General features: G+C 65.8%; 17 protein-coding genes. 10 read left to right on the top strand and 7 right to left on the bottom strand.

Annotated features, from left to right (window positions below; all coding sequences use genetic code 11):
• Positions 1–59: 59 nt before the first annotated feature.
• The 4 genes from AC1MCA_RS08230 to AC1MCA_RS08215 all read right to left on the bottom strand — a co-directional run bounded on the left by AC1MCA_RS08230 (position 60) and on the right by AC1MCA_RS08215 (position 4,464).
• Positions 60–2,132, bottom strand: a complete 2,073-nt coding sequence (locus AC1MCA_RS08230) for a PTS fructose transporter subunit IIABC (RefSeq protein ID WP_479802589.1) — start codon at positions 2,130–2,132, stop codon at positions 60–62.
• Between the two features lie 2 nt (positions 2,133–2,134).
• The gene (locus tag AC1MCA_RS08225) at positions 2,135–3,142 is read right to left on the bottom strand and encodes a 1-phosphofructokinase family hexose kinase (RefSeq protein ID WP_479802587.1); all 1,008 of its coding nucleotides are present in this window, start codon (positions 3,140–3,142) and stop codon (positions 2,135–2,137) included.
• Positions 3,139–3,939, bottom strand: coding sequence for a DeoR/GlpR family DNA-binding transcription regulator (locus tag AC1MCA_RS08220; RefSeq protein WP_479802585.1), 801 nt, complete (start codon positions 3,937–3,939; stop codon positions 3,139–3,141). Before AC1MCA_RS08220 ends, AC1MCA_RS08225 begins: the two co-directional genes overlap by 4 nt.
• Positions 3,940–4,206: 267 nt before the next feature.
• Positions 4,207–4,464 (bottom strand): DUF6458 family protein, encoded by a 258-nt coding sequence (locus tag AC1MCA_RS08215; protein WP_108600026.1) that lies wholly within the window; start codon positions 4,462–4,464, stop codon positions 4,207–4,209.
• A gap of 157 nt (positions 4,465–4,621) precedes the next feature.
• Here AC1MCA_RS08215 and AC1MCA_RS08210 point away from each other — a divergent pair, with 157 nt between their 5' ends.
• The 3 genes from AC1MCA_RS08210 to AC1MCA_RS08200 all read left to right on the top strand — a co-directional run bounded on the left by AC1MCA_RS08210 (position 4,622) and on the right by AC1MCA_RS08200 (position 8,841).
• Positions 4,622–5,254, top strand: coding sequence for an alpha/beta hydrolase (locus AC1MCA_RS08210; RefSeq protein WP_479802583.1), 633 nt, complete (start codon positions 4,622–4,624; stop codon positions 5,252–5,254).
• 388 nt (positions 5,255–5,642) lie between these two features.
• On the top strand, positions 5,643–6,377 hold the full coding sequence (locus AC1MCA_RS08205) for an HAD family hydrolase (protein WP_479802581.1): 735 nt from the start codon (positions 5,643–5,645) through the stop codon (positions 6,375–6,377).
• Between the two features lie 121 nt (positions 6,378–6,498).
• Positions 6,499–8,841: a glycoside hydrolase family 65 protein gene (locus AC1MCA_RS08200; protein WP_479802579.1), complete on the top strand. Its 2,343-nt coding sequence runs from the start codon at positions 6,499–6,501 to the stop codon at positions 8,839–8,841.
• 97 nt (positions 8,842–8,938) lie between these two features.
• On the opposite strand, the gene AC1MCA_RS08195 is transcribed toward AC1MCA_RS08200, so the two are convergent.
• The gene (locus AC1MCA_RS08195) at positions 8,939–10,282 is read right to left on the bottom strand and encodes an MFS transporter (RefSeq protein ID WP_479802577.1); all 1,344 of its coding nucleotides are present in this window, start codon (positions 10,280–10,282) and stop codon (positions 8,939–8,941) included.
• A 180-nt stretch (positions 10,283–10,462) separates the two neighbouring features.
• Here AC1MCA_RS08195 and AC1MCA_RS08190 point away from each other — a divergent pair, with 180 nt between their 5' ends.
• Both AC1MCA_RS08190 and AC1MCA_RS08185 read left to right on the top strand, forming a co-directional pair.
• Positions 10,463–11,263 carry a hypothetical protein gene (locus tag AC1MCA_RS08190; protein WP_108600044.1) on the top strand — a complete coding sequence of 267 codons (801 nt, stop codon included), beginning with the start codon at positions 10,463–10,465 and terminating at the stop codon, positions 11,261–11,263.
• Entirely contained in the window at positions 11,253–12,005 is a 753-nt protein-coding gene (locus tag AC1MCA_RS08185) for a LamB/YcsF family protein (protein ID WP_479802575.1), read from the top strand. The genes AC1MCA_RS08190 and AC1MCA_RS08185 overlap by 11 nt, the downstream gene beginning before the upstream one ends.
• A gap of 97 nt (positions 12,006–12,102) precedes the next feature.
• Here the strand turns inward: AC1MCA_RS08185 and AC1MCA_RS08180 are convergent, their stop codons facing one another.
• The gene (locus tag AC1MCA_RS08180; protein ID WP_479802573.1) at positions 12,103–13,449 is read right to left on the bottom strand and encodes a DUF445 domain-containing protein; all 1,347 of its coding nucleotides are present in this window, start codon (positions 13,447–13,449) and stop codon (positions 12,103–12,105) included.
• 50 nt (positions 13,450–13,499) lie between these two features.
• On the opposite strand from AC1MCA_RS08180, the gene AC1MCA_RS08175 reads away from it, so the two are divergent.
• From AC1MCA_RS08175 to AC1MCA_RS08155, 5 genes are all read left to right on the top strand, one after another.
• Positions 13,500–14,408: a glycerophosphodiester phosphodiesterase gene (locus AC1MCA_RS08175; RefSeq protein ID WP_479802572.1), complete on the top strand. Its 909-nt coding sequence runs from the start codon at positions 13,500–13,502 to the stop codon at positions 14,406–14,408.
• A gap of 25 nt (positions 14,409–14,433) precedes the next feature.
• Entirely contained in the window at positions 14,434–15,219 is a 786-nt protein-coding gene (locus AC1MCA_RS08170; RefSeq protein WP_479802570.1) for an AzlC family ABC transporter permease, read from the top strand.
• Positions 15,216–15,527 (top strand): AzlD domain-containing protein, encoded by a 312-nt coding sequence (locus tag AC1MCA_RS08165; RefSeq protein ID WP_479802568.1) that lies wholly within the window; start codon positions 15,216–15,218, stop codon positions 15,525–15,527. The genes AC1MCA_RS08170 and AC1MCA_RS08165 overlap by 4 nt, the downstream gene beginning before the upstream one ends.
• A gap of 89 nt (positions 15,528–15,616) precedes the next feature.
• Positions 15,617–15,859 carry a hypothetical protein gene (locus AC1MCA_RS08160; RefSeq protein WP_479802566.1) on the top strand — a complete coding sequence of 81 codons (243 nt, stop codon included), beginning with the start codon at positions 15,617–15,619 and terminating at the stop codon, positions 15,857–15,859.
• Positions 15,860–15,955: 96 nt separating this feature from the next.
• Positions 15,956–16,297, top strand: a complete 342-nt coding sequence (locus tag AC1MCA_RS08155) for a hypothetical protein (RefSeq protein ID WP_479802564.1) — start codon at positions 15,956–15,958, stop codon at positions 16,295–16,297.
• 199 nt (positions 16,298–16,496) lie between these two features.
• On the opposite strand, the gene AC1MCA_RS08150 is transcribed toward AC1MCA_RS08155, so the two are convergent.
• Positions 16,497–16,715: a hypothetical protein gene (locus tag AC1MCA_RS08150; protein ID WP_108600037.1), complete on the bottom strand. Its 219-nt coding sequence runs from the start codon at positions 16,713–16,715 to the stop codon at positions 16,497–16,499.
• Between the last annotated feature and the right edge of the window lie 75 nt (positions 16,716–16,790).

Here is a 16,790-nt window from a genome sequence, read left to right as displayed (position 1 = left end):
TCCTTTGTCTTTCGGCGCCTGTTGGTCAGGGCCGTGGATCAGTAAATCGGTGAGGCGGGTCAGACCGTTGCTGGAACGGCTTCCACCGTAGCAGCGGTCTTCGGGGCTGCCCAGCGCTTGAGGGCCACCACGGCCAAGGCACTGACGATGGTTCCGGCGATGATCGAGACCACGAACATCAGCAGGTTGCCGATGGCGAAGAACACGAAGATGCCGCCATGTGGTGCCTGTGAGGTGACGTTGAATGCCATGGTCAGCGCGCCGGTCAGGGCGCCACCCACCATGCTGGCGGGGATGACGCGCAGCGGGTCTGCGGCGGCGAACGGGATGGCGCCTTCGGAGATGAAGGAAGCACCCAGCAGCCAGGCAGCCTTGCCGTTTTCACGCTCAGCCAGGCTGAAGAGCTTCTTGTCCAGGACGGTGGCCAGTGCCATGGCCAGCGGCGGAACCATGCCGGCGGCCATCACGGTGGCCATGATCGCCCAGGGAGCCTGGTTGGTGGCACTGCCCGCGCTGAGGCCGGCAACCGCGAAGGCATAGGCAACCTTGTTGACCGGGCCGCCGAGGTCGAAGCACATCATCAGGCCGAGGATGATTCCGAGGACGACGGCGGAGGCGCCGGTCATGCCGGACAGCCAGCCGTTCAGGGCGGTGGTAAGTCCGGCGATGGGTCCACCGAGGACCAGGAACATCAGGCCGGAGGCAAAAATCGACGCGAGCAGCGGGATGATCACCACGGGCATCAGGCCACGCAGCCAGCGCGGAACCTGCCAGGTGCCGATCAGGTGCGCCATGTAGCCGGCGAGCAGGCCGCCCACGATGCCGCCAAGGAAGCCAGCACCCATGAAGCCGGCCACGGCACCGGCCACAAAGCCCGGTGCGATGCCTGGACGGTCGGCGATCGCGTAGGCGATGTAACCCGCAAGGGCAGGAACCAGGAAGCCCATCGACAGGGCGCCGATCTTGAACAGGACCGCACCGAGGTAGATGGCCAGCCCACCTTCGGGAAGGTTGCCGAAGTTGTTCTCCACCACCACTTTGTCGGCGACTGCGGTGATGTCATAACCGCCCAGCAGGAAGCCAAGCGCGATCAGCAGACCGCCACCGGCAACGAACGGAATCATATAGCTGACACCCGTGAGCAGTGCCCGCTTCAGTTTCTGGCCGATGTGCTCGCCCTTTTCGGAGGCTTCGCGCTCGGCCTGTTCCTCTGCACCGAAGTGCGGCACGCGGCGAGCGTTCGGATCCGTGGCCGCATTGAGGGCTTCCTGGACCATCTTGGCGGGCTCGTCGATGCCGCGCTTGACGGGTGCGTTAATGACGGGCTTGCCGGCGAAGCGCTCCTTGCCGCGGACGTCCACGTCCACCGCGAAGATGACGGCCTCGGCAGCGGCGATGACTGCGGGATCCAGCGGCTTGGCCCCGGAGGAGCCCTGCGTCTCGACCTGCAGGTCCACGCCCATTTCCTGGGCGGCGGCTACCAGGGAATCGGCGGCCATGTAGGTGTGGGCGATGCCGGTGGGGCAGGCCGTCACGGCAACGAGGCGCCTTGGTGCCGTGGCGGTTGGGGCCGCGCCGGCGGTGGAGCCTGTCGAGGCGGCAGCAGCAGCTCCCGCGCCGGCCGCACCGGCAACTGAACCAACTGAGTCAGCGGGCGCAGCAGCGGCGTGGGCTGCAGGCTTGTCCGCAAGGGCGCCATCGACCAGCGCCACGATCTCCTCACGGGAGGATGCATTGCGCAGAGCCGCGGTGAAGTCCTTTTTGATCAGGGACCGGGCCAGCTTGGACAGGAGCTTGAGGTGCTCCTGGTCTGCGCCGTCGGGAGCAGCGATGAAGAAGATCAGGTCCGCCGGGCCGTCCTTGGCGCCGAAGTCCACTTTGGGGTTGAGGCGCGCCATGGCCAGCGTGGGTTCGATGACTGCAGCTGAGCGGCAGTGGGGGATGGCGATGCCGCCGGGGATGCCGGTGGCCGTCTTCTGCTCCCGGGCGAAGGCGTCGGCAAAGAGGCCTTCAACTTCCGAGGCGCGTCCGGTGGCAGCAACTTTGCTGGCCAGGTGCCGGATCACGTCCTGGGGCGAGCCGCCCAGGTTCTGGTCGAGCTCGACCAGGTCTGTGGTGATGAGCTGAGTCACTGTCAATCCTTTCGAAGGGCCGTGATGGTTACGGCATCCGGGGTGGTTTGGTGGACTGCCGGGACAGTGGAACCCGGCAGGGAAGCGGCGGCGGCACCGTGTGCCACAGCCTGACGGAGGCAATCGGCCGGGGCGGCGCCCTGGCCGTGGGCGAGCAGATAGCCAGCCAGCGACGAATCGCCCGCGCCGACCGTACTGACCGCGGCGACCGGCGGATGTGTGGCCAGCCACGCGCCGTCGGCCGTTACAAGGACAGCTCCCTTGGATCCGAGAGTTGCCAGCACAGCACCCACACCGGAACGCACGACGGCGGCGGCAGCCGCTGCGGCAGCCCCCGGATCCGCTTCAAGCTCCTGTGCGGTTAACGCCGTGGCGAAGCCGGCTGCTGCAGCCAGTTCCGCCAGTTCCTCGGCGTTGGGTTTGAGGAGGTCCGGCTTTCCGGACACCCCATCCTGTGAGGTACCTGAGACGGCGCCGGCCAGCGGGCCGCCGGAGGAATCGACGGCGATCAGCGGTGCTGCCTGCTGTGCGCCATCTCCAGCGGACGCGCGCAGCCGCCGGGTGACCGTGGCGTAGAAATCGGCGGGGAAGCCGGGAGGCAGGGAGCCTGCCAGGATCACCCAGCCGGCGCCGCGGGACTGCTCCAGGAGCAGCCCGATCAGTGCTTCCTGCTGGTCTGCGCTCAGCAGCGGACCGGGTTCGTTGATCTTGGTGGTGACGCCGCCCGGTTCGGTCAGGGCAACGTTGGTGCGCAGCGGCTCATCGATGGGGAGGGCCGCGAACGGAACCCCATCGTGGCGGAGGCCGGCAAGGACAGGATCGCTGTCCGCACCGGGAAGGACCGCGACAGTCTCCACGCCCGAGGCGCACAGTGCCCGGGATACGTTGACACCCTTGCCCCCGGACTCCTGGCTGACAGAGACGGCACGCTGGACTTCGCCGCGTTCCAACGGGCCGGGCAGGGCCACGGTGCGGTCGAGGCTGGGGTTAGCCGTAAAAGTGACGATCATACGATCACCACGTCAACGCCGGCGTCGGTGAGGGCTGCTCTGAGTTCTGCGCTGGGCTCGCTGTCTGTTATCAAGGTGTCCAGATCTTTCAGGGAGGCGAACTGGACCAGGGTTTCCGCGTCCAGCTTGGAGGAATCGGCGAGCACCACAATGCGGCGAGCCGAATGGACGAAGGCTGCCTTGACGGCGGCTTCTTCAGGATCGGGCGTGCTGAGGCCAAAATCGGCGTGGATGCCGTTGGTGCCGATGAACGCGATGTCCGGCCGCATCCGGTTCGCAGCTTCCACAGTTGCCTGGCCGACTGCTGCCTGGGTCAGGCCGCGCACCCGGCCACCCAGGAGCTGAAGGGCAATTCCTGGCGTGCTCGCCAACCTGGCGGCGATGGGGACCGCGTGGGTGATGACTACGAGTTCGGGTGCTGGCGAGCCGGAAGGAACGACGGCGGCGCGCCGGGACAGCAGGTCGGCCAACGCTTCTGTTGTGGAGCCGCCGTCGAGCAGGATGCTCCCGGATATTGCCGGCGGTATCAGCGCCAGGGCAGCATCCGCGATCCGCATCTTCTGACCCGGGCGCTGGACCATGCGGTCGTTGATGCTTTCCTCGATGGTGCTGAAGCGGTCGGCTGCAACGGCCCCGCCGTGGACCCGGCGTACCGTGCCGGCGGTCTCGAGGGTGGCCAGATCACGGCGGACGGTTTCCGTGGTGATGCTGAAACGCTCCGCGAGCAGGTTGACGCTGACGCGGCCGCTGCCGGCTACAAGCTCGGCGATCTTCTGCTGGCGCTCCTCGGCGAACACGTACCCTCCGTTGCGTAAAGTGCTGAATCCCAGTGGCGTGAAGTCCGGTGACTGACATCACATGATGTTGGATTACCTGACTTTATCTGCGTTTGTGTTGGTTTGTCAATGGAAACCCACACGAAACAAAGTAGGGGGCGTTGCGGGCCTCTGCAGCCTGCCGGCCCACGAAAAAGCCGGGCCGGACCGTGGTGGTCTGGCCCGGCTTGTCGGGATCCATGATGAGGTGCTTTGCGTCCGGCTTCTCAGGTCCGGCTGTTCTGGCGGTTACAGTCCGCCGTCGCGGCTTTCGTTGCGGGTGATCCGCTCGCCGGTGTTCGGATCAACCACGGAGCGTGTTTCGCTGACGCGGCGGCTGCGGCCCGGCGATGCCAGGACCAGCGATGCGATCAGCCCGATCACACCGACGGCCATGAGGATGTAGCCGATCATCACCTGGTCAATGAATGGAATGAGCCCTGGAGCGACGGCCCAGGCCAGGATGGCTCCGAGGGCGATGAGGAAGATGGAAGAACCGATTCTCATGACTTGCTCCTTGTGGTTCGAATGCGTGGGTGCCGAACGGTAAGCATGCTGTCTTATGCTCAAGGTACAGCCCGCCGGGGCGTGATTCAATCATTGGCCGGCGGCGCGGCGCGGGCGTCGTGGCTGTTCAGTGGCCCGCACTGGCTAGTCTGATCTGATGGAAACAGTTGTGTGGTCCAAGCCGGAGGCTGAACGGGCGGGAACCCCTCTGTTAGTCATGATGCACGGCTACGGCACTGACGAATCCCGGATGGTGCGGCTTTTCGAGTACCTGCCGTCCGAATTCACCTGCGCGGCGCTGCGGGCACCCATGGTGATCGGAGACCACTACGGCTGGTTCCTGCTGGACTATTTCCTGGCCAACGATTTCGCGGATGTCATCTCCGCCACCAACGCCGTTCAGACCTGGATCAACGTGGTCAGGGGCCAGCACAGCAGCGTGAGCCTCCTCGGCTACTCGCAGGGGATGGCCATGGCCAGCACGCTCCTGCGCCTCCACCCCAACGATTACACGGCGACGGTGGGGCTGTCCGGGTTCGTGCTGGAGAACGAGCTCTTGTCCCTCAGTGAAACCTTCACTGCTCCGCCCCCGTTCTTCTGGGGGCGGGACAAGGCTGACCTGGTCATCAACGAGGACGCCACCGCCTACACCGAACAGTGGCTGCACGAGCACACGCTACTGACGGCCAGGACCTACCCCGGGATGGGCCACGCCATGAGCAAAAGGGAGATGGTGGATGTCAGCTCGTTCCTCCGGCATTACGTGTTGGGTCGGCCTGAACCGGCCTGAACCGCCCCGGTGACGAGAAGCGGGTTCAAACAGTTGCGCGCGAAATTTGCAAGCGCTTACACTTCTTGAGGCCGATTCAGCGGCCACTGTTCAGCCAATCCGCCGCGGCAGATCACCAGGCAGCTTGTCAGGGCGTGCCAGTGCGCTCATGATGGGAGAAGACGTTTTTCAGCAGCCCCTTGGCCCGCCCCGGCGTCTCCGCCCGCGCCCGGCCCCCGCGCTCGCAGATTAAATTGCAGTTTTACCGGACACCGTGGTCCGCGCTTCCTGGCTTCATGCCTGCTGAAGGCACCTTGAGATCCAGTCCCTGACCTTAGGCTCCTTCGCTTAGACCACGCTTCTGATGACATGCCCCTGCGGCTGCCCGCCGCCTGAAAGGACACCCTGAATGACCGAACTTCTGAAACCCCTGGACACGGACTGGGCCACTGCCTCAGCCATCCTCTTCGATCTGGACGGCGTGCTGACCCCCACGGCCACCGTCCACGAACGGGCGTGGCAGGAACTGTTCGACGGCTTCCTGGCATCCCGCCCTGAGGTGCCCGCGTACCGGGAAAATGACTATTTCGACCACATCGACGGCAAGCCCAGGTTCGACGGCGTCCGGGACTTCCTGGCGTCCCGCGGCATCGTGCTGCCGGAAGGGCCCACCGATGAGGACCCCACGAAGGTGACCGTGCAGGGACTGGGCAACCGTAAAAATGAGGTCTTCAACGACATCGTCAGCGCCGGCGTCGAGCCTTTTCCAGGCTCGGTGCTTTTCCTCGAAGCTGCGCTGGACCGCGGACTGAAGGTCGCCGTTGTCTCCTCGTCCCGCAACGCACCCGCTGTCCTCAAGGCCGCAGGCCTGAACGGGCACTTCAGTGTTGTGGTGGACGGCGTAGTGGCCGCGGCCGAGGGCCTGCCCGGCAAACCGAACCCGGACACTTACGAGTACGCCGCAGAACTGCTGGGCCTGCCCAGCGAGGAATGCGTGGTGGTTGAGGATGCTGTCTCCGGTGTCCGGGCCGGCCATGCCGGGCGTTTCCACTCGGTGATCGGTGTGGACCGGGGTGCCGGCCGGCAGACCCTGCTCGACGCCGGAGCCACCCACGTGGTCAACGACCTCAAGGAACTTCTCTAGCACCGCCCACGTGCGGCGTCTTCCCCGCGCCGCCCGCCTTGCACCTGCTCACCCACCCTGCTCACCACCCGGCTGCCTGCGGGCCAGCCGCAACACCACAACGCCTGAGGACCCCAACACCATGGCACTTATCACCGCGGACCGAGACCGGTTCCCCAACACCCCCTGGCAGCTCGTGGAGACACGCCACGAGCCCGGCACCGAGGGCGTCCTGGAGACGCTCTTTGCCCTGGGCAACGGGCATTTGGGTATCCGCGGCGCCCACTGGGCGGCCGGGGACGCCGACCTGCCGGGCAGCTTCATCAACGGGCTGCACGAGATCTGGGACATCAAGCACGCGGAAAACGCGTTCGGTTTCGCCAGGACCGGCCAGCGCATCATCTACATCCCGGACGCGAACAACTTCACGGTGACGATCGACGGCGAGTCGCTGTCCCTGGCCGAATCAACGGTGCTGGACTACCGCCGTTCCGTCGACTTCTCCACCGGCAGCTACGAATGCCGCATCACCTGGCAGTGCCGGTCCGGTGCCACGGTGACCACCACCGAGCGCCGGGCGGTGGGGTTCGCCTCGCGCGGCAGCCTGGGCATCTCACTTGAGGTGGCAGCAGACCAGGACGTTTCCGCCGACGTCACGTCGTCCGTGATCAACCGCCAGGACCAGCCGGTGGAGGACCACTCCACCCACGACCCGCGCCGCGCCGGCCGCCACGCGGGCAGGGTTCTGCTGCCCCTGCGCATCGAGGGTTCTGACGGATCGCTCCGGCTCGCGTGGGAAGCCGCCGAATCGAGGCAGCGGGTGGGACTCGCCGTGGACCACTGGACCTCCGCGGGCCATCAGCCGTTCGAAACCCTGGCGGGCCAGGATGAAAGCAGCGTCCGTTATGTTCTGGCCGTGGGTGCCGGCGAGCCCTTCCGGCTTGAAAAAAGTGTCAGCTACGCCGCCGGCCGCGGCGTCCAGGACTCCAACCAGGACGCGGCCGAAGCTGCTGAAGCCGGCCTGCGGAGCGTGGCGGACATCTTCGCCGAAAGCGGGGAACACTACCGCCAGTACTGGGCCACTTCGGACATCCAGGTAGGCGGCCAGCCCGAACTCCAGCAGGCCATCCGCTGGAACCTGTTCCAGCTGGCGCAGGCCACGGCAAGGGCCGACGTCGCAGGCATTCCCGCCAAGGGCGTCAGCGGCTCCGGTTACGAAGGCCACTATTTCTGGGATCAGGAGGTGTACCTCCTGCCGTACCTCACGTACACCAACCCCGACGGCGCCCGCCGGGTCCTGGAGTTCCGGCACGACATGCTCCCGGCTGCCAAAATACGTGCCAAAGAGCTCAGCGTGGACGGCGCACTGTTCCCGTGGCGCACCATCAACGGCCTGGAAGCCAGTGCCTACTATGCTGCCGGCACGGCTCAGTTCCATATTGCCGCTGCCATCGCCTTCGCCACCAACCGCTACATCTGGGCCACCGGCGACGAAACCTTCCGCGAGGGCATGGGCGCCGAACTGCTGATCGAGACCGCCCGCATGTGGAGCTCGCTGGGCTTCTTCGGCAAGGACGGCCAGTTCCACATCCACGGCGTCACAGGCCCGGACGAATACACCGCCGTGGTCAACGACAACCTGTACACCAACGTGATGGCCCGGTTTAATCTCCGTGCCGCAGCTGAGCTGGACCATGCCGGGATTGACGAGGCCGAGCGGGAATTCTGGATGCAGGCCGCCAACCGTATGCAGCTGCCCTTCGACGAAGACCTGGAAGTGTATTCGCAGGACAACGACTTTATGACCCTGGAGCCGTGGGACTGGACCACTCCCCGTTCCAAGTACCCGCTGCTGCTGCATTTCCACCCGCTGGTGATCTACCGCCACCAGGTGCTCAAGCAGGCCGACACGGTGCTGGCCATGTTCCTGCAGTGGCAGGATTTCACGCCGGTCGAAAAGCGCCGCGCCTTCGACTTCTACGATCCCATCACCACCGGCGACTCCACCCTCTCGGCCTGCGTGCAGGGAATCATGGCGGCCGAGGTGGGGCACCCCGAAGCGGCCCTGAAACACTTCACGGATGCTGCGTTCATCGATCTGGACGACACCCACGGGAACACCATCGACGGCGTGCACATTGCCTCAACCGGCGGAGTCTGGAGCTCCCTGGTCTCCGGTTTCGCCGGGCTCCGGGATCAGGGGCCGGTGCCGTTCTTTGACCCGCGGCTGCCTGCGGAATGGGACGGACTCTCCTTCCACCTCAAGATCCTGGGCCGGCTGCTGCATGTGGAGCTCGAGGCCGGTGCGCTCACCCTCAGCGTCCGCAGCGGTGAGCTGCTGGACGTGGATGTCCGCGGGCAACTCCTCAGCATCGGGGCCGAACCCGTCCGCGTAGCCCTGGAACCCGTTGAATTCCCGGAGCGGACCGTCTTCCCCAGCGGACCGCCGACAGCGAGCCTGCCGATCGTGCGCGCCCTGGGGTAGGACTCTCCCGGGTTGGGGCTTTCAGGAGACTGGCGCTGCGGCGTCAGTCTCCTGCCGCCGTCGTGCGTTGCCGGCGTTCAACCCAGGTGCGTACAACTCATGCTGAGCGTTCAGCGTCAGCCGGGGTGTCCAACGGGTGGGACAGCTCGTCGGCGGGCATCCGGGCCACGATCATGGCGATGACCGCGAGGATGGGGCAAACCCCGCCGGCCACGAGGAAGATTGCCCAGATGGGCAGGACTTGGGCGGCAGGTCCGGCCAGTGCCATGGAGACCGGCATCAGGGCGAGGGAAACAAAGAAGTCCAGGCTGGAGACGCGGCCCAGCAGGTGGCTTGGTACGCGCCGCTGAAGCAGGGTGCCCCAGATGACCATGCCCACGCCGCCGGTGGCGCCGAAGATGAACAGTGCAGCGGCCACTGTCCAGAAGCTGTCCAGGATTCCGATCGCGGCCAACGGCAGGCTGCCTGCTCCCCAGCACACCATCATCACCGTGAGGTAGCGGCGCGGCAGTTTCAGTGAAGCGGTCAGCAGCGAGCCGGCCGCCCCGCCCACGCCCATGACGGCCAGCAGGAAGCCGAACATCCGGGAGTCCCCGCTGAGCTGGTCGCGCACCACGAACGGCATCAGCACTTCGATGGGCCCGATCAGGAAAAGGACCGAAACGCAGGCCCACAGCAGGGTCCACAGCAGCCAGGGCGTTCGGACGGTGTAGCGGATGCCCTCCCGGAGATCTGCGAAGAAGGACGTTTTGGCGGCACCCGTTGCGCTGGTGCCTTGCTCAACCTGGCTGCCGCTGTGGCCGGTGCCGGGGTGCGGACCCTTGCCCGCACCGTTGACGGGCGCGGCGAGGGCGTGGCGGCCCAGGAACGTCAGGGTGATGAACGCCAGCAAATGGCAGGCGGCCACGCCGCTGACGGCGTAAGAGGGTGAGAGCGCGGCCACCAGGATGCCCGCGACGGCGGGTCCTGCCGCCTGCTGGAGCATGGGACGCATGGTCCCCTCCATGCCGTTGGCAGCAAGCAGGTCCTCGGGCGGAAGGATGCGGGGGAGGATTGCGGAGTACGCGGGGAAGAAGAACGCCGCACCCACGCCCAGCACAAAACTTCCCACGGCCAGATGCCACAGCTGCAGCCAGCCAGCCATGGCCAGCACGCTGATGGTGGCTATCACGGCAAGGTTGGCGCCCTCGACGCCGATGATCAGGAGCCGTTGCGGCACCCTGTCCGCGGCGATCCCGCCGGCCAGGACGAAGGCCACCAGCCCGACGCTTCCGGCTGTTGCCACCAGGGACAGCTCCAGCGGGCCGCCGCCGAGGTGGATCACCTGGTAGACCATCGCGACAGCCCACATTCCCGATCCGAAGATGGAAATGGCGAGGGCAGCGATGAGGACCCTGTACTCCCGGTGCGCAAACGGCCGCAGGGCTTGGAGTGTGGGCATAGCCCAAGTCTAGGCTCGGCGGGGAGGGCGGCGGAACATCAGAACCCGAGGCAGCGGCTCGCCAGCGGAGGTCCCCACTTTCCTGATGACGTTCGTAAAGTGTTAAGCCCCCTTACTGTTAAGGCAGGGCCGCAGCCAAAGCTGCCGGCGGATGGAAGCAGCACAGAAGCAGAGGTGACCATGTCCAAGCGCAGCAATCCCGCAGTTCGAATCGCTCAGGAGACCGCCCACAACGCGGTGTTCGACGCCGAAGGCAAGCCAAAACCCGGAGTCCACAACATGCTGCTCCGGGCAGTGGAGATCCAGCGGCCGTTTGTCCTCGCATACGTGCGGCGGCTGCAGCGCAAGCATCCCCAGGCCAGTGCGGCGAAGCTCGCGGAGATCCTGGAACGCGACTACCTGCGTGCCGTGACCGGCGGCGGCGCGATCGTCGGGGCAACTGCTGTTGTGCCCGGCGTCGGTACCGTGGCCTCCCTGGGGCTGTCCGCCGCGGCAACAGTCGGGTTCCTCGAAGCGACGGCGCTGTATGCCACCTCGCTCGCAGAGCTGCACGGGATCCGGCTGACCAACCCGGAAAAGGCCAGCACCATGGTGATGGCCATCATGCTGGGGGAGGAGGGCACTGCCCTGCTGGGAACGCTGAGCGGCCAGGCGATGGGCAGGGGCGCCAATGCCACGCAGGCATGGGGAAACGTTCTCTCCAAGTCGATGCCCACCGGTTTCGGCGCTGTCAGGAACAGGATCCAGAAGGCCTTCCTGAAGAACCTGCTGAAACGCCAGGGCACCGCGCTGTTCGGCCGGGCACTTCCGTTCGGCATAGGGGCCGTGGTGGGCGGTGCGGGTAACCTCATCATGGGCCGCGCCGTGGTGGCTAACGCCAAGGAGGCCTTCGGCCCGATGCCGGATACTGTCCCCGGGGAGCTCAAGGCCACGGCGGCTCCGGATAACCTCACACTGGAAGGCAATAACCTTGGATCTTAATGCTGATCTCGGCGAATCGTTCGGCTCATGGAACATGGGGGACGACGCCGCGATGTTCCGGCTGGTGACCAGCGCCAACGTCGCCTGCGGCCTGCACGCCGGCGATCCGGTCACCATGCTTGACAGCTGCCGGGCCGCCTTCGAGCTGGACGTGACGGTCGGCGCCCACGTGGGTTACCGGGACCTGGCCGGTTTCGGCCGCCGGTCCATGGACATGTCCTTCGACGAACTTTTTGGCGACGTCCTGTACCAGCTGGGTGCTCTTGACGGTGTTGCCCATGCCGTCGGCGCCTCCGTCGACTACGTAAAGCCGCACGGCGCGCTGTACAACCGCCTCTTCCATGATGCCGATCAGGCCTCCGCAGTGGTCGCAGCCATCCAGGCCTACGATCCCGGACTTCCCATCCTGGGCCTGCCGGGTTCGGAACTGCTGGTGCAGGCACGCGAAGCGGGCCACCCCGTCTTCGTTGAGGCCTTCGTGGACCGCGCCTACCAGCCCGACGGGACGCTCGTACCGCGCTCGCAGGAAGGTGCCGTCCTCCATGACCTCGACTCGATCGTGGAGCGGGCAGTGCGCCTCGCGGTCAAGGGAGAAGTGGTGGCCGTGGACGGAACCGTGGTTCAGGTCAGGCCCGATTCCCTCTGCATCCATGGCGATACGCCCGGAGCCGTGGAGATGGCCACCCGCGTCCGGGCAGGCCTCGAAGCAGCCGGGGTGGCCCTGGAGTCTTTCGCCCACTAAACGCAGGTTCCTACAGCAACGCGGGGTCACTTAACGCCCGAAAAAGGGCCCCGAAAGGACCAAAAGTGACCCCGCGTAGCATTAAAAGGGGGGCAGGCTAGCCGAAGACCAGGTGTGCGGCGCTGAAGATGACCAGCCCTGCCAGGGACCCCACCACGGTGCCGTTGATCCGGATGAACTGGAGGTCCTTGCCCACCTGGAGTTCGATCTTCTGCGACGTCTCTTCGGCATCCCAGCGGGCCACGGTATCGGTGATCACGCCGGCGATGTCCTTGCGGTACGTCCGCACCAGGTAGCCTGCGGCGTCCCCGATCCAGGCGTTGACCTTGCCGGCCAGTTCGTCGTCGTTCACGAGCCGGGTACCGAAGTCCCGTACGGCTGCCTTGAACTTCACCGTGAGCTCGCTGTCAGGATCGTCCACGGCGCTGAGGAGGGCGCCCTTGACCGTGCCCCACGTGCGCGAGGCGAGTTCACGGACCTCGGGATCACCCAGGACCTGGGCCTTGATGTCTTCCGCACGGGCAATCATCTTCGGGTCATGCTGGAGGTCCTGGGCGAGATCGTTCAAGTACTTGTCGATCGACTGCCGGACCTGATGGTTCGGATCGGACTGCACCGCGCGGGTGAACTTGAGGATCTCCACGTAGACCTTGTCTCCCACCAGCCCGTCCACAAACTGCGGGACCCAGGTGGGGGAGCGGTCCGTGACCAGGCGGCTGACCGTTTCGTGGTTGTCGTTGACCCAGTCCGCGGCCCGGTCCACCAGCAGGTCCACCAGCTGGTGGTGGTGCCCGTCGTGAAAAATCCGCTCCGCGAGCCTGCCCACCGGAGGTCCCCACGGCGGAGCCAGCAGATGCTTGCGCACCATTGATTCGATGACTGCCTGGACGTCGTCGTCGTTCAACACCTTGAAGGCACCGCGGATGACGGCGGCCCCCTCCTTGGCGACGCGTTCGGCGCCGCCCGGAGCGGCGAGCCACTCACCTGCCTTGCGGGCGATGTTCACGCTGGCCAGCTTGTCCTGGACCACCTGCTCAGAGAGGAAGTTGGTCTCCACAAATTCGCCCAGCGAAGCGCCGATCTGGTCCTTGCGGCGCGGGATAATGGCCGTGTGCGGGATCTTGATGCCCATCGGGTATTTGAACAGCGCGGTGACGGCGAACCAGTCAGCCAGCGCCCCCACCATGCCGCCCTCCGCAGCGGCGCGAACGTACTGCAGCCAGGGATATTCCTTCTGAAACGCAAACGCGAAGACAAAAATGATCGCCATGACGATCAGCAGCCCCAGCGCCACAAGCTTCATTTTCCGCAGCGCGGCCGCCTTTTCGGCGTCGCCTGCACTGAGTTGATGGCCGACGACGGCGGCGCCCCCCTGGGCAGGACGGGTAGCACCTGCGGGCGGGGCCGGGTCGGGCCGGGTAGTTGGCTCAGAGTTCACCTGCATGAGCCCAGCCTAGCCCCGCCGGCCCGCACCGGGTCCGCTAACGTGTCCTCATGACATCCGACGAGGCTGCGAAGAACAGGCCACTGGTATTCGCCCACCGGGGCGCCAGTGCGGCATTTGCCGAACATACCCGGGCGGCTTACCTCCAGGCCATCGCCGATGGCGCGGACGGGGTTGAGTGCGATATCCACCTCACCCGGGACCAGTACCCGGTGCTGCTGCATGACGCCAACCTGGACCGTACCTCGGACGGAACCGGCCCGGTAGCGGACCGTACGTTGGCGGAGCTGCGGCTGCTGGACTTCTCGTCCTGGAAGGGTGTCCGGATCCCGGAGAAGTACGGTGCCCGGTCGGAGCAGTTCCTGACGTTGCCGGATCTCCTGAACATCCTGCGCGCGGCGGGCCGGCCGATCCGACTGGCCATCGAACTCAAGCACCCCAGTCCCTACCAGCTCAAACTCGAGGACCGGGTCCTGCAGGTTCTCCGGAGCCAGGGCTGGGACGCGAAGACGTCCACAGTGGACAACATCCAGGTGACGTTCATGAGCTTCAGCCCGGACTCCGTGAAGCACCTTCTCCGGAGCGTCCCGTCCCAGTTCATCTGCCAGCTCGTGGACGACATCGACGTCGACGAGATCCGCGATGAGCTGGGGCTGGGGCCGCTCACGGGCACCGCCGTCGCAAACGTCATGAAGGCGGCACAGCTGGAAGGCGAACGCATCCTCGACGACTGCGAGGTTCTCCTCGCCGGTCCCGGAATCATCTACGTCCGCGAACACGCCAGGACCGTTCAGCGCTGGCTGGAGTCCGGCCGCCGCTTCCGGGTGTGGACAGTGGACACCGAACGTGACGTGGCACTGTGCCAGGGGCTGGGGATTCAGGAGATCACCACCAACAGGCCGGCCCAGGTGCTGGCGCAACTCCAGTCGACCGGGCAGCAGGTCCAGCTGCCGTCCTGACCTGTTCCTGTGATTGAGTGGAACCATGCCTTTCCGCCGGTCCGCACCGAAACTCCTCGCTTCTCCTGCGGTCCGGGTAGGCCTCTCCATCAGCATCGCCACCGGCCTGTACGGAATTTCCTTCGGCGCCCTGTCCGTCACCTCGGGACTTGATTTCTGGCAGACCATGGCGCTGAGCCTCCTGCTGTTCAGCGGAGGTTCCCAGTTCGCGTTTATCGGCGTGGTGGCCGGCGGCGGCTCAGGCGTGGCGGCCATGAGCGCGGCAACCCTGTTGGGCATGCGCAACGGGATCTACGGGATGCAGCTGAACGCCCTCCTGCATCCCACCGGGTGGCGGCGGTTTGTTGCCGCCCAGCTCACCATCGACGAGTCGACGGCAACCAGCAGCGGCCAGACCGACCCCGCTGAGCAGCAGCGCGGTTTCTGGACTGCAGGGATTGGCATCTACGTGCTCTGGAACCTGTTCACCGCGGTGGGTGCCCTTGCGGGAAGCGGGCTGGGCGACCCCAAGCAGTGGGGACTGGACGGGGCAGCCGTGGCCGCATTCCTGGCGCTGCTGTGGCCGCGGCTCAAGGGTCGCGAGCCTGCGGCGATTGCCGTGGTCTGCGCGCTGGCCACCGTTGTCGCCGTACCGTTCGTACCCGCCGGCGTGCCCATCCTCATCGCGGCCGTGGTTGCCGCCCTGATCGGCTGGTTCAGCCACGGGCGCAGCGATGAAGGGCTGGAACCGGATGTCGATCCCTACGAGGAGCATCACCACGGCCACGGCAACCCCCACGGCAACGGGGACGCACGGCGGGCGGGTCTATGAATCTCTGGATCTGGCTGCTGTTGGCCTGTGCCCTTGCCTATGCGTGGAAGCTGGTGGGCTACTTTGTCCCGGCCAAGCTGCTGAAGGACCCCCGGATGTCGCGGGTGGCCGGGACCATGACCATCGGACTTCTGGCCTCGCTGACCATTGTCAACACGGTTGCGTCCGGTCAGGCCCTGGCGGCTGACGCGCGGCTGGGTGCCCTCGCTGCCGCCGCCGTCGCCCTGGCCTTCCGGGCGCCCTTCCTGCTGGTGGTTCTGCTGGGTGCCGGCACAGCAGCATTGCTGCGGCTGATCGGGTGGAACTAGCGGCCGCCTCTGGTGGAGCAGCTCAGTGCGGTTGTAGGCTGGGTTTTGGCTATGCAGTTGGCCGTGGAACTCTGGCGTCAGGGATCACCATGGAAAAAAGACTGCACGCAGTAAGTGCCAGATCCGGCAAAGCCCGGAAGAATGGGCGGGCCGGGCTTCCGATCAGGCGGTTCTTCACAAGGTTCCGGTCGCTGGCCGATCTGCCCGCGGAGGATCTGGACCTGCTCTCCGAACGGATCAGGCTGGCGTTGGATCTCAGCCAGGGATCTGAAACGACCGCCTTGCACGCAGCCGTCCGGGCCGAACTCCGCAACCGCGAATCGGCGCGCTGAATATCGGCGCCGAAGTAAATGCTGGCTCAATGCTGAAACTATCGCCGGACACCATGTCGGCGGGAGCGATGTGTGCGCCCGAGAGGAGCCAAGTCGATGAACGAACCACAGACTGATGAACCCCAAACGGATAAGTCAGAGGCCGACGAGCCACAGACGATGGAATCACCGGCCACCGCTCCGGATGCCGAAGCTACCGGCGCTAAGCAGCAGGGCGCCGACAGATCGCGGCAGAGGTACGATGCGAGCACGTCAGAAGCGACCAGGGAAATGCGGGATACCTCCAGGCGCCGCCGTGATGCTGAAGAAAAGCTGCAGCAGCACCTGAAGGAGGCCAAGGACCACGTGCCACACCAGCACGAGGAGACTGACCAGCCCGATGACCAGCCCTCAGCCGCCGAGGGGCAAGATGCCCCAGAGGGGCACAACAACAGCTGAGGAGCACGACGCCGGAACCCGCCGTGCCACAGGCTGGGGGCGCCAGGAAGCTGCGGCCCAGGCAGGCCGCGCCCCAGCAACCGGGCATGACGAAACAGCCGACGAGAACTGCTGATCAGAAGCTTGGGCAGGTCAGCCGCTCAGGTAGGGAGCGCTTCAGGTCAGGTCGGGGCTGTCAGGTCTGGTCCGGCTGTGGGGTTCAGGCAGTTTGCTCGGCCTCTGGTGACCCGTTTCGACGGGCACTTTCTTCGACGGCAAGCTCATACCAGGACTGCGCGCCGAACGCCGGCGCAGGGGTATCGAGGTTTTGGTAGAGCGCGTCCAGTAAATTGGCGAGCTCTTCCGCTGCCAATGATGGAAGGACTTCTTCAGGGCCCCGGGGATCGCTGATGAACAGGGCAAGCTGGGTATCGTTCATCGCAGGATGAGGTGGGTCGGAATAAGTACGCAGGACGGCTTCATGGAGTGCTCCTCTGGTAATTCAGAGGCTGGC

Source organism: Arthrobacter sp. BK1 (genome assembly GCF_056680055.1).
This window is presented reverse-complemented; position numbering and strand designations above follow the sequence as displayed.

What these genes read in the sequence shown, in the direction of transcription:
- AC1MCA_RS08170 (WP_479802570.1), top strand. Translation starts at nt 14,434, where the DNA reads ATGCCTTTCCGCCGGTCCGCACCGAAACTCCTCGCTTCTCCTGCGGTC.
- AC1MCA_RS08190 (WP_108600044.1), top strand. Translation starts at nt 10,463, where the DNA reads ATGTCCAAGCGCAGCAATCCCGCAGTTCGAATCGCTCAGGAGACCGCC.
- AC1MCA_RS08225 (WP_479802587.1), bottom strand. Translation starts at nt 3,142, where the DNA reads ATGATCGTCACTTTTACGGCTAACCCCAGCCTCGACCGCACCGTGGCC.
- AC1MCA_RS08165 (WP_479802568.1), top strand. Translation starts at nt 15,216, where the DNA reads ATGAATCTCTGGATCTGGCTGCTGTTGGCCTGTGCCCTTGCCTATGCG.
- AC1MCA_RS08175 (WP_479802572.1), top strand. Translation starts at nt 13,500, where the DNA reads ATGACATCCGACGAGGCTGCGAAGAACAGGCCACTGGTATTCGCCCAC.
- AC1MCA_RS08205 (WP_479802581.1), top strand. Translation starts at nt 5,643, where the DNA reads ATGACCGAACTTCTGAAACCCCTGGACACGGACTGGGCCACTGCCTCA.
- AC1MCA_RS08215 (WP_108600026.1), bottom strand. Translation starts at nt 4,464, where the DNA reads ATGAGAATCGGTTCTTCCATCTTCCTCATCGCCCTCGGAGCCATCCTG.
- AC1MCA_RS08160 (WP_479802566.1), top strand. Translation starts at nt 15,617, where the DNA reads ATGGAAAAAAGACTGCACGCAGTAAGTGCCAGATCCGGCAAAGCCCGG.
- AC1MCA_RS08155 (WP_479802564.1), top strand. Translation starts at nt 15,956, where the DNA reads ATGAACGAACCACAGACTGATGAACCCCAAACGGATAAGTCAGAGGCC.
- AC1MCA_RS08195 (WP_479802577.1), bottom strand. Translation starts at nt 10,282, where the DNA reads ATGCCCACACTCCAAGCCCTGCGGCCGTTTGCGCACCGGGAGTACAGG.
- AC1MCA_RS08180 (WP_479802573.1), bottom strand. Translation starts at nt 13,449, where the DNA reads ATGCAGGTGAACTCTGAGCCAACTACCCGGCCCGACCCGGCCCCGCCC.
- AC1MCA_RS08200 (WP_479802579.1), top strand. Translation starts at nt 6,499, where the DNA reads ATGGCACTTATCACCGCGGACCGAGACCGGTTCCCCAACACCCCCTGG.
- AC1MCA_RS08210 (WP_479802583.1), top strand. Translation starts at nt 4,622, where the DNA reads ATGGAAACAGTTGTGTGGTCCAAGCCGGAGGCTGAACGGGCGGGAACC.
- AC1MCA_RS08150 (WP_108600037.1), bottom strand. Translation starts at nt 16,715, where the DNA reads ATGAACGATACCCAGCTTGCCCTGTTCATCAGCGATCCCCGGGGCCCT.